The 11630-nt window shown below is 46.6% G+C and carries 14 protein-coding genes; 7 read left to right on the top strand and 7 right to left on the bottom strand.

Annotated features, from left to right (window positions below):
* The 7 genes from KDK19_RS23355 to KDK19_RS23325 form a co-directional block, all read left to right on the top strand.
* On the top strand, window positions 1-434 hold a 434-nt coding region (locus tag KDK19_RS23355), incomplete at its 5' end, for a type I restriction-modification enzyme R subunit C-terminal domain-containing protein (RefSeq protein ID WP_306801394.1).
* A gap of 12 nt (window positions 435-446) precedes the next feature.
* A complete protein-coding gene (locus KDK19_RS23350; RefSeq protein WP_257252727.1) occupies window positions 447-815 on the top strand; it encodes a hypothetical protein in 369 nt (122 codons plus the stop codon).
* Window positions 812-2524: an N-6 DNA methylase gene (locus tag KDK19_RS23345; protein WP_257252728.1), complete on the top strand. Its 1713-nt coding sequence runs from the start codon at window positions 812-814 to the stop codon at window positions 2522-2524. Before KDK19_RS23350 ends, KDK19_RS23345 begins: the two co-directional genes overlap by 4 nt.
* Window positions 2521-4293, top strand: a complete 1773-nt coding sequence (locus KDK19_RS23340) for a restriction endonuclease subunit S (RefSeq protein ID WP_257252730.1) — start codon at window positions 2521-2523, stop codon at window positions 4291-4293. The genes KDK19_RS23345 and KDK19_RS23340 overlap by 4 nt, the downstream gene beginning before the upstream one ends.
* Window positions 4294-4314: 21 nt before the next feature.
* Window positions 4315-4491 (top strand): hypothetical protein, encoded by a 177-nt coding sequence (locus KDK19_RS23335; RefSeq protein ID WP_257252731.1) that lies wholly within the window; start codon window positions 4315-4317, stop codon window positions 4489-4491.
* 113 nt (window positions 4492-4604) lie between these two features.
* A complete protein-coding gene (locus KDK19_RS23330) occupies window positions 4605-5549 on the top strand; it encodes an Abi family protein (protein WP_257252732.1) in 945 nt (314 codons plus the stop codon).
* A gap of 473 nt (window positions 5550-6022) precedes the next feature.
* Window positions 6023-6574, top strand: a complete 552-nt coding sequence (locus KDK19_RS23325; protein ID WP_257252733.1) for a recombinase family protein — start codon at window positions 6023-6025, stop codon at window positions 6572-6574.
* Window positions 6575-6901: 327 nt separating this feature from the next.
* Here the strand turns inward: KDK19_RS23325 and KDK19_RS23320 are convergent, their stop codons facing one another.
* The 7 genes from KDK19_RS23320 to KDK19_RS23290 form a co-directional block, all read right to left on the bottom strand.
* Window positions 6902-7219 (bottom strand): hypothetical protein, encoded by a 318-nt coding sequence (locus KDK19_RS23320; protein ID WP_257252734.1) that lies wholly within the window; start codon window positions 7217-7219, stop codon window positions 6902-6904.
* 24 nt (window positions 7220-7243) lie between these two features.
* Window positions 7244-7735, bottom strand: a complete 492-nt coding sequence (locus KDK19_RS23315; RefSeq protein WP_257252737.1) for a RusA family crossover junction endodeoxyribonuclease — start codon at window positions 7733-7735, stop codon at window positions 7244-7246.
* A 3-nt stretch (window positions 7736-7738) separates the two neighbouring features.
* Window positions 7739-8155, bottom strand: coding sequence for a DUF5681 domain-containing protein (locus KDK19_RS23310; RefSeq protein ID WP_257252738.1), 417 nt, complete (start codon window positions 8153-8155; stop codon window positions 7739-7741).
* Window positions 8156-8183: 28 nt separating this feature from the next.
* The gene (locus tag KDK19_RS23305) at window positions 8184-8681 is read right to left on the bottom strand and encodes a hypothetical protein (RefSeq protein WP_257293057.1); all 498 of its coding nucleotides are present in this window, start codon (window positions 8679-8681) and stop codon (window positions 8184-8186) included.
* Window positions 8678-10435 carry a DUF927 domain-containing protein gene (locus KDK19_RS23300; RefSeq protein ID WP_257252741.1) on the bottom strand — a complete coding sequence of 586 codons (1758 nt, stop codon included), beginning with the start codon at window positions 10433-10435 and terminating at the stop codon, window positions 8678-8680. Before KDK19_RS23300 ends, KDK19_RS23305 begins: the two co-directional genes overlap by 4 nt.
* Window positions 10425-11339 carry a toprim domain-containing protein gene (locus KDK19_RS23295; protein ID WP_257252742.1) on the bottom strand — a complete coding sequence of 305 codons (915 nt, stop codon included), beginning with the start codon at window positions 11337-11339 and terminating at the stop codon, window positions 10425-10427. Before KDK19_RS23295 ends, KDK19_RS23300 begins: the two co-directional genes overlap by 11 nt.
* A gap of 2 nt (window positions 11340-11341) precedes the next feature.
* Window positions 11342-11630: AlpA family transcriptional regulator (locus tag KDK19_RS23290; protein ID WP_257293056.1), on the bottom strand; the 289-nt coding region annotated here is incomplete at its 5' end.

The following is an 11630-nucleotide window of genomic DNA, read 5'->3' as shown; positions in this document are numbered from 1 at the left end:
ATTTCCTCCGCAAGTGGTCCGCTGCCGACAAGAAAAAAGCCATAATTGATGAACTGACAGAACTGGGTGTTTTCTGGCAGGAGTTACAAGATAATGTCGGCGAGAAACTGGGAACAGAATTGGACCCGTTTGACTTGATCTGTCACATTGCATTTGACCGGCCAGCCCTCACTCGACGGGAGCGGGCCAATAATGTGAAGAAGCGAAACTATTTCAGCCAATACGAAGGGGTAGCTCGTCAGGTGCTGGAAACATTACTCGACAAATACGCCGATGTGGGCATCGAGCCAGTGGAAGATATGACTATTCTGACGGATCAGGCATTTAGCCAGATAGGTGCGCCCATAGAATTGGTAAAAGCGTTTGGTGGCAAGTCTCAGTACCAGAAGGCGTTTAAAGAACTGGAAGAGCAACTGTATTATTTGGATAGGTAGTACCTTGATGCAATGACAAATGTTAAACATCCATCGTTTAAAGCATTCCTTGATTCACTGCTTACCAGCGACGATATTGTCAGCAAACTACGATCCCAGCCTGCTGACAGCTTTTACCGTGAGTCAAAGTGGCATACTATTGCCGACTTACTACAGCATTGCCCTGACTTGCTGGAAGCCCTTAATGGCTACGCTTTCAAGGGGTGGGATAGCTCTATCGCCTTCACTGCCAACAATCTCAAAGCCTGTTATCTGATTGATGAAGACTTCATTAATGGAGGGCGGGCGTTCGTTTTGTTTAACCTGGTTGCAACAAGCTGGTTTCACCTGTCCGAAGTTAGCCATCAGGCCGTTTACTGGGAAATTTCTGAAGACCAATGAGTATCACGAGTACGATCAAATCCATTCAGGATCTTATGCGCCAGGACGTAGGGGTAGACGGTGATGCCCAGCGTATTGGACAGCTGGTCTGGTTGCTTTTTCTGAAAATCTTTGATGACCGGGAGCACGAGTGGGAGCTGTTCAAAGAACACTATGAATCGCCTATCCCAGAAGAATTGCGCTGGCGGAACTGGGCTGCAGACCCTGCAGGCATTACCGGTGACAAGCTTAAGAAGTTTATTGACAATGAGCTGTTTCCGGAATTACAAACCCTTCAACCAAAGGGTGATGATCAACGAGCCTTCGTGATTCGCAGTGTATTTGAAGATGCCTACAACTACATGAAGTCAGGCCAGCTGATCCGACAGGTCATTAATAAAATTCAGGAAAGCATCGACTTTAACAAGGCACAGGAACGTCACGCCTTTGGGGATATCTATGAACAAATTCTCAAAGACCTGCAAAGTGCCGGTAACGCAGGGGAATTCTACACCCCCCGAGCCGTTACCGAGTTTATGGTGAGCCAGATCGATCCAAAACTGAATGAAAAAGTCATGGACCCCGCTTGTGGAACTGGCGGCTTTTTGACCTGCACGATTGAGCATAAGCGTAAGCATTACGTTAAAGTGCCCGCCGATGAACAGACGCTACAGTGCAGCATATACGGTGTAGAGAAAAAGCCTCTTCCTCACCTGCTCGCTACCACCAATATGATACTGCACGGCATTGAAGTGCCCAGCCAGATACGTCACGACAACACCCTTTCCCGCCCATTAACTGACTGGAAAAAAGATGAACGGGTAGACGTGATTGTGGCCAATCCGCCTTTTGGGGGCACAGAAGAAGAAGGGATAGAAAAAAACTTCCCGGCCAATATCCGAACCAGAGAAACGGCTGATTTGTTCATGGCGTTATTTATTCGCCTGCTCAAAGAGAATGGTCGTGCTGCTGTGGTCTTGCCGGATGGCTTCCTGTTTGGCGAAGGCACCAAATCGAAGCTGAAAGAAAAGTTGCTGGAAGAGTGTAACCTGCACACCATTGTCCGTTTACCCAATGGTGTGTTTAATCCCTACACCGGCATTAAAACCAACCTGCTGTTTTTTACCAAGGGGCAACCAACAGAAACCATCTGGTTTTACCAACACCCTTATCCGGAAGGTTACAAGAACTACAGCAAAACCCGGCCCATGCGGGTGGAAGAGTTCAAAGCTGAGCAAGTATGGTGGGGCAACGAAGCGGATGGTTTTGCCAGCCGGGTACAGAATGAGTTTGCCTGGAAATTAGACTTCAAAACCATCAAAGCTGAAGCCGAAAAAAAAGCACAGCCACACAGAGATAAAGAAGCCGACTACAAGCAACAGGCCAACCGGCTGGAATCCAGCGTTAAGCAGCTAAAAGAAGATCTGAAAACCGTCTCTGTTGTCAGCAAAAAAGCAGCCCTGAACGAACAGATCAGGCAGCAAACCCAGGAAGCCAAAACACTTAAGGCAAAAGCCGACACGGAAAAGAAAGCTGCCGATGCCATCTACTGGCCAATCTACAACCTCGATATCGACAACCCTCATATCGGCGAACAAGTCAGTCATGACCCGGATGAGCTGTTGAGCCAGTACGCTGCACAGCAGAAGGAAATGGCAGAAACCCGCCGTCAGCTGAAAGAAATTTTGGCACAAGCCCTGTCTGGTAACACTGAGAAGGGAGTCGAATGATGTTAAACGCCGTTAGCGAAAACTTTGACCTCTGGGGCAGTGCTCACACAACCAAAAGTACGTCCGGCCGTGGCAGTAGCAGCAAGCTGGATTTGCATGGCATTAAGAAATTGCGGGAGCTGATTTTGGAGCTGGCGGTACGGGGGAAGCTTGTGCCGCAGAATCCAGAGGATGAACCAGCTTCTGTTTTGTTGGAGAAGATTGCAGCCGAAAAGACACGATTGCTCAAAGAAAAAGAAATAAACAAGCAGAAGCCTTTGCTTGCAATGAGGGATGAAGATAAACCTTATCAGCTGCCCGGTGGATGGGAGTGGGTGCGACTTGAAGATATTGCAGATATTCAAAGTGGTATTACAAAAGGGCGAAAGCTCGAAGGGCGAACATTAACTACTGTTCCATATCTCAGAGTTGCAAATGTGCAACGTGGACACCTTGATCTTAGGGAAATCAAAGAGATCGACATCCCAGAGGATGAAAAAGATAAATATCGAGTCAAAGATCGTGACTTGCTAATAATCGAAGGCGGGGATTGGGATAAAGTTGGAAGGACTGCCATTTGGTTTGGTGAATTACCTTATGTTGCTCACCAAAACCATGTTTACAAAGTTCGCATTTTTTTAGAAAAGCAGAGTGAGCTGTGGCTAGAAAGGTATCTCAATGGGCCGATAGCGAGAAAATACTTTGCCGGTTCCAGCAAGCAAACAACCAACCTTGCTTCTATTAATAAAACGCAACTTCGAGCATGCCCAGTTGCTATTCCTCCAGCTGAAGAAGAAGGTCGAATAGTTTTCAAAGTCAACGAACTTATGGCGCTCTGCGACCAGCTAGAACAACAACAAACCAACAGCATCGCCGCCCACCAAACCCTGGTGGAAGAACTGTTAGCCACCTTAACCAACAGCACTACCGCCGATGAAGTAGCCGAAAACTGGGCCAGAATCGCCGGGCACTTCGACACCCTGTTCACCACCGACCACAGCGTTGACCAGCTTAAACAAACCGTTCTGCAACTGGCGGTAATGGGCAGGCTGGTGCCACAGAATCCGGAGGATGAACCGGCTTCAGTACTGTTGGAAAAAATTGCGGCTGAGAAAGCGCAGTTAGTGAAAGACAAGAAGATTAAGAAGCAGAAACCGTTGCCAGTGATTACCGATGAAGAAAAGCCCTTTAATCTGCCGCAGGGGTGGGTGTGGGTAAGGCTTGGCACAGTTTTAAAAAAAATTACTGATGGGACACATCATTCCCCTCCAAATGGTGAAAGTGGTGATTATTTGTACATATCCGCCAAAAATATAAAACCAACAGGCATTCAGCTCAGCAACGCAACCTATGTTACCCAAGTTGTACATGATGAAATTTATAGCCGGTGTGATCCAGAGTTTGGAGATATCCTCTACATTAAAGATGGTGCAACGACAGGTATTGCAACAATAAACACGCTTGAAAAACCTTTTTCCATGCTCTCAAGTGTCGCTCTTTTGAAGTGTCCAGATGAGGTTATAAATTCATTTTTATTACTTTCACTCAGGTCTCCCTATTTCTACAAAGAAATGCGAGCTGGTATGACGGGAGTTGCTATTACCAGAGTTACATTAAAAAAACTAAATAATGCTTTTATTGCTTTACCTCCAAAGAATGAGCAACTTCGTGTAGTCTCCCAAGTCAACGAGCTAATGACTTTATGCAACACCCTAAAATCCCAAATCCACCAAACCCAAACCACCCAGTTACAACTGGCCAGTGCAATGGTTGAACAAGCAGTCGCCTGACCGCAAGGCAAGGAGCGCAGTATGGCAATACAACATGGCATCTGGAAAATGGGCAAAACCTCCACTGCTCCATTGGATAACGAAAACCAGCTTGAAGAGCAGGTATTTCAAGATATATCCATTCTGAACCCCGACTGCTTGCTGATCGTTCTTCAGGGCTCAAACGGGCTTGGGGTGGAAGGGATTAAAGTCACTTGATATTGATATTTTTATGTTGGTGCAGGATCTAGCAGGTCACTATAGTATCCTGTTAGTGAATAACACGCTGGCTGGTTGCCAAATAAAAAACTACGCATAAGTACTGAGGTTCAATGGTTTACGAACGTCCCTGGAAAACTTTCCAGCAACAACTGGATTTGTTGGTCTCGCGTAATCTGGTGGTTTCTGACGAAGCTGCAGCGCTTAATCATCTCCAACGCATTGGTTATTACCGGCTGAGTGCCTACCTCTATCCTTTCCGGGTCTTTCGCATTCAGCCAAATTTCCAAGTGGTTAAAGAAAACGAGTTTGTTGCAAACACACACTTTTCTGATGCCGTGAATCTCTATATTTTTGATAAGAACTTACGGCAATTGATGCTGGATGCACTTGAACGGATTGAAGTGGCTTTGAGGGTCGATATCGCTTATTTGCTCGGTGAGCGAGATACCTACGCTTACAAGAATATTGACCAGTTTCATCCGACGTTTGCAGGAAAAAATAAGCGACATGCTAACTGGCTGAAAAAATATGAAAATCTGCTGAAACGATCAAAGGAAGATTTCGTTAAGCATTATCGTCACACTCATGGCGCAGACTTACCCATTTGGGTAGCTATAGAGGTCTGGGACTTCGGGGCCATGTCGCAGCTGTTTTCGATGATGAAAGTGCCTGATCAAAGGAAAATTTCCTCAAAGTATGGGGTGACAGACTTCAAGGTATTTTCCAGTTGGTTACGCTCGTTGAACTACCTTCGTAATCTCTGCGCTCACCACAGCCGCCTTTGGAATCGCAATGTGATTGATCAGCCGAAATTACCCGCTCCAGGTGAAATTAGCTGGTGTGATCATTACCTTGGAAAGAATGATCTGATATCCAAACCCTTTCTGCTGATCAACATTGTTGCTCACCTGATGAGCATTATTTGCCCTGCCACGAAATGGCACGACAGACTTATACAGCAGTTGGATGAATTCCCTGAAATCAAGTCCGACAGGAAGGTGTCAATAAACGATATCGGGCTACAGGATGGGTGGAAAGGACTTATAGGAAGGTAAAAATAAGAACCCCCGCGTAGGTTGCAAGCAACGAAGAGGCGGGGGCCGTGTTACCCGAAATACTAGCTCATCAGGTGGGTAAGTCAACTTAAAATCATTCAAAATGTTAAGTTTCTTTCAATACTCATTCAAAAATACCAGATGTTGTACGTCAGCCCAATTACCACCAAAAGCAAGAGTTTTATTGGGTTGAAGGTGTGAAGCCCTGCCGGTATCTCTGGTGCTAATTGCCCCGTCACACCTCCGTTGGGACGTTGTAGCATTCCAGCCTGCAACAGAGCGTGAATATATTATAGACAAAGGATGGTCGAACCGACTTGTGTCAAGTTAAGTGTACTTTCCGGACAGACCACAGCACGACGCTAAGTCACTGATCTATCGTGTCCAATTAACTTATTTCTGCTCAATTGGACTTAGTGTAAAACAAAGCCTAGCCTTTACTTTACTCAGAATAAGAAGTAGAGGAGACCGCCATGAAAGGACAGAACGTCGGATACATCAGGGTCAGTAGTATTGACCAGAACACAGCCCGCCAGCTTGATGGTGTTGAACTGGATACTACTTTTGAAGAACATTGCAGTGGTAAGGACACCAACCGGCCTCAATTGAAAGCCTGTCTGCGACACTTGCGCAAAGGTGACCTGTTGCATGTCCACTCTATAGACCGTCTTGCACGCAGCCTGAAAGACCTTCAGACACTGGTTGAAGATCTAACCGAACAGGGTATTAGCGTCCAGTTCCACAAAGAGAACCTGATGTTCTCAGGTGAAAGCACCCCTATGCATAAGCTGATGTTTCAAATGATGGGAGCCTTTGCTGAATTCGAGCGCAGCATGATCAGGGAACGACAACGTGAAGGGATTGCAGCTGCCAGAAAGCAGGGTAAGCAGATTGGAGCAAAACCCAAGCTGACCAAACAGCAACTGACTGAGATAAAAGCACGGATCAGTGCTGGCGAGCAGAAGAAAGCATTAGCCCTGGAGTACGCTGTCAGTAGGCAAACATTGTACAACGCCCTTTCATAGGATGAGCTAACCTGAACACATGGCCTTCGAGCTGGTGAACCACGCTCTGGAATTGCACCGGGGATAGTCGAACCAGACGAAGGCTTTTTACTAGAAGCATGATTCGTGACCACCAGCCCCTTTACTATGTTTTTTATTGGCTTATATGACTGAAAAAAGAACTACATACAAAATTGCCAGAGAAAACAATCACAAGGTTGTTCCTTTTCCGAGAGAATACCTATACAGAAGCTATGATGATCCGGGCATATACACATGCAACGGTAAAAGAATCAATCGTTGCCCTGTCTATTTTCTTCAGAATTATCAGCGAAAATCATAACCTCCTCAGTATCGACCGCCTTTTCTTGCTGATGATCCAATACTGTGCTGTGGCCCCCATAATTTGGCTGCATGAAGGTCAATCAGATCGGCTACACTTGGCCCTCGTAGTCGAGCAGGCGCGGGTAAACCAGCTTCTGCCCAATCCTTCCAGAAGATTTCAAAAGATGCTTTCGCCTCTTCAGAGGTAACCACTATATATTCTTCATGCTCGTCATCATCGTTATATAGCCACTTTAGTGCCTGTCGGTGATATTCAATCATCTCATCCAGTGAACCACTTTGCTGAACCAGCTTCTTAAGCCTTGTATTAATGGATATCATAATTGCTGCTCCTTGCTTTTATTTTCAGGGATACTCTGCAGGCCAACACCAAAGAATAGCGGCTGGCATAGTTCCGTAGCACTTGATACTGCGACCATCCACAATCTGCCGGTCGTCTACCCATAAAACATTATTCATGGCATCACAGTAGAGTTTGGCAATGTTGTCAAAGTCCGGAGTGACTGCGGGTCGAATGTGCCCAGCCAGTGCTTCCGCCCGCTTAGTCTTCGTCCAGCTTTTAGGGACTGGCATGATCGCCAGAAGATCTAGCTTCAAAGGGTGGTCATAAGGCGCTGCAGGGCATTGACTAATGGCAACCGCTTTTGCCAATGCCTCTACCGTGGAGGTGGCTGAAGGGGTATAAACTTGCCCTCTGCGAGTCATCCTTGGCCTGGCTTTGCCTTTGGGGGTGCCCGGTATAATGACGCAGCGGGCTGCTGGGTTATGAATGCCATCTAGCGCCTGCGTAATGACAAGAGGTAATTCACTCAGGTATTCATCAAGAACCTTTTTCATGAATTACCTCCCAAGGCGAGCTGTCATTTCAGCTTGCTTTTCCAGTTCACTCAGGCGCTTGTCCAACTCATCAAACTCTTTGATACGAACCAGGGAGGTCATGCCAGACAGGAGTTGGTTTGCCTCAATAACTGAAATATCTCCGGATAGAGCTGCCAACAAAACCTTTTCCGCCCGTTCGGCCAAGGTGGCAGTACCGTCAGTACTGACATGGACAGGTGCTTCAACGGGCTTCATGGATGGCAGGATTTTATCAATACATAACTTCAGAGCCTGCAAGTCACCCTCTTTAGCCAGAGTGATTAGCTGCTCTAACAAGGCTTCAGCTTGAGAAGTCAGCATTTCCCTGAGTTCGTTGTGCCGATTGTTACTGCTACCTTTGGGGCGACCTGATCCTGGTCTTGATCCGCCTCGGGCCATGGCATGATCTCCGTTTGATTTAGTTTGATTATTTATCAATCGAATGAAAGAGGAACCTGGAGTCCATTCGAATCAGATCAACCAGTGCCGTTAGTTTTCCGCTATACATCCCTCTGGCTATATCAGCAATGTCTTCCTGGGTGAAAAAGCGCGTCATCAACACCATTTGCGAGATATTCAAATGCTGACTCAGATATTGCATAATTTGCTCTAATGTCTGCTGCCGACCGACCTCATCGTTAATTGAGTGTTCCCGATGTTTTAGGTGTTCCAATGACTGAACAGCCATACCTGAAACAGGCACATGCTCAATAACAGGGGAACACCAACGACTTTGGTCAGGTGTACCTGATGTGCCATTTTCAGAACTCGCCACACTTTGGAACGTAGAAGAAAGGATGGCGGTGTTCTCGTAGAATGGCAGTGTATCCTGCATAATCACAGGGCTTGAAGATTCAGGTACACCAGTAACACTCGGTACACAGTATTGCAGTGACTCCTTGAATTTTTTCAGGTCGAACATCATTCACCTCCCAGAACTAGAGCGGTAAAGATGTAGTAGCGAGCCTTCTTGTCCGTACCTGGGATTTTTCTGGATTGACTGTGTTTGCCGTTAGAGTCTGGCAGTAGATAACCTGCCTGCGCACAAATCTGGGCGACATGCTTTGGATTGAATCCACTGGCAACTTCTTTGTTGAATACTTCCGGGAAAACCAAAAAGAGGATATTTTCATCACTCTTTTTCCGAAAACCTGCCCGATTCAAAGGCTGAGTATTTACGTCATTGGCATCCCTGTTAATTTCACTGAAACGGCTGTCACCATGACACTGAAAGAAATACCTTACCTGCTCCAAAATAGATTGTTCTTCCTGCGAACCAATGCCTCCCCGCTCATTGAGCCAAGCCGAAAAGCAAGTGGTTATTGCCATCATTGCCTCACCTTCCTTCCACCCAGTGATTCCTACACTGGTAGCCAGCTCACCTGCAGCAGCAAGTAAACCGAACCTTCTAGCGACTCGCCTAACTTGGCCATCAGCCGAAGCAGGTACCACCTGACCGATAAAACCATCGACGGCCTCTCTGATTACATCCAATAACCCCAGCTTATCTTGGGAGATATGGTCAGTTACCTGCTCAAGAAACAGCACAATGCCATGACCGTATGCCTTTGCAGACAGGTCCCTGATGACCTCCGCAAAACGGGATGGCGATTCGATCTCATGCAGGTTTTCAAACATGCCCATCCCGGCACCTGCATCAGCAGGAATATCCACCATTCGTACCTCCTGCCCCGCCCTGGCTTTCTTACCTCCTTCGCGCATATGCTGTGCCAGGGTTATCTCACCAGCACTTAAAAACATCAGGCTCCAGCGGACAATGGTTCGGCTACCACCTGTTACAGAGGCCCTGGCTTTACCCGACCCATTGGCCAACATGTAAGCAATCTCCCCTGCCTCTCGTGGTGAAACCTGTGCAAGTTCATCCAGAATCAACAGAGCATTATTATGGGCAGCAGCCATAGCTTCCAAACCATTGCCAGTTGCTCTCCAACGATTAAGATAATGCTGATCACCATACACACTGGCAGCCACATAAAGCGCTGTAGTCTTGCCGGTACTGCTGCCTCCAACAAAATTAAAGCCACCACTTTCCATGCCTGTTAGCTCTACCAGTGGAGCCGCAAAAGCAGCACAAATAGCCATAACCAAACGGCTATTTCCTTCACAGAGCTGAGACATTCTCTTCCAATCCACATGGCTGCCTATTTGCCTGATGGTAATGTGTCCTCCCGGTGCTACGGGCTGATAAACGATGTCTTCGCCATCCGTGGTACCGATAGTTTTGTCGGGCAGGATGTATGCAGAGAAATTGCTGCACCAACCAAGACGATCAAGGCACAAAGCCGCTTGCTTCGGCTGACTCATAACGATGTACCGATTTAACAACTCACGAGCCTGTTTGAATGGCATTATTTCAAGTCCAAGATCTGCCAGAAGCTGACGAACTTCAGCACCATCTGTTTGCATGGATGAGCTGGCAATACAGACAATCCTTAAACGACCATCAGCATCATGAAACTCCATCCTGCGCCCATGCTGTCTGCCATCAACATCTCGTGTTCGAGCAGTAATACGAAGTTCAGTTGATATTTTGACCGATTGAGGTGGCACCTTTTCTTTGCCTGTCTTTTTGGGCTCAAAATAAAGATACCCACTCTGGATATAGAACCCGTCACCAACAGGTTCTTCCAGATTTTCAAAGATCGACTTAATTTCCATGTCGATTCCTTCTGATATTGAGCCAGTCGTTGAAGTCAGTGCCTGGCTCACCATCCTCGAACAGAGGTAAGTACACTTGACCACTTACTGCTTTAGCCGCTTCGTAGGCTTTCCTCTTACCTGGATTACCGTCTGTAAACCGATCATTGTCTGCAAGGATGATAATTTGTAAGTGGGGGAATTTTTTCTTGAATGCCATAGCCACTGCTTTGAGATTTCCTGCATTAAAAGCGATAGCAACCGGCAAACGTTTTTTTGAGAACTCATAGAAACTGGCACCTGTAGCATAGCCCTCTGCGATACAGAGTATCCTGCCCAAGCTACCAATAAGGTGACATCCGCCTTTGATACGACCTTTGGGAAGAAAGCGTTTATTTCCGTTCTCGTCAATGAACTGCAGACTCATCAGTTTGCCGTCAACATCGCAAACCGGAAACATGATCTCTTTGGCTGACTTCCTGATATCACCATGACGACCCACATTTTTCTGATCATCCAAGTATGAAAAGTACCCAAAATCAGGATTTCCCCTGCTGAATGTTGCCTCGGCCTGGATGGCCGCTATTGCCTGTTCCTCTCTTACCTTCCTGTCTCTACGCTCTGCAGCCTTTTGAGCTGATTCTTGCAGTTTGGTTTGCTCTGAAAAACTGAGCTGTTTTTTATCGTAGAGACACCAGTAATATGTCTTCCCTGTTCTCCAGCTACCAAAACTGGCATGGGGAACCGGATCGTTATCAAAATTGCACCATCCATTTCTGGAGCCTCGCTTGTCACCTTCTACATGAAAGCGATTGAACTGACCGTCTGGGATAGGTAATGAAGGCGGAGCCAAATCCATTGCTTGCATAGATTCAAACAATTGAAGTTCAGGTGATTGATGAATCACGGGATTAGTTTTAGCCATATTCACTTAGCCCCTTCCTCCTGACACTTCAGCTCCCATTCTTCAAGCTCAGAAACTTTCCAGCGCGGTGTTTTGACAGAAAAATACGTCGGCGATGGAAAGCCGATCTCTTTACTGTTCAACCAGCGATACAGGGTCGTATTGCCAATGTTGTAACGCTGAAGAAGCTCCGATCGAGTCAGATATTTTTTTGCTGTCTCATCCTTGTTAACTCGCTCACGATGGCTTTGATAAGGCTGATAGATGCTGTTCATGCTTTTCCTTCTGATTCCTTGAAGAGTTATGGTTTTC

It is taken from the genome of Endozoicomonas sp. ONNA1 (assembly GCF_024606325.1).
In the GTDB taxonomy this organism is placed as follows: domain Bacteria; phylum Pseudomonadota; class Gammaproteobacteria; order Pseudomonadales; family Endozoicomonadaceae; genus Endozoicomonas_A.
Note: the sequence above shows the minus strand (reverse complement) of the source record. Positions and strands in the feature narration are given on the sequence as shown.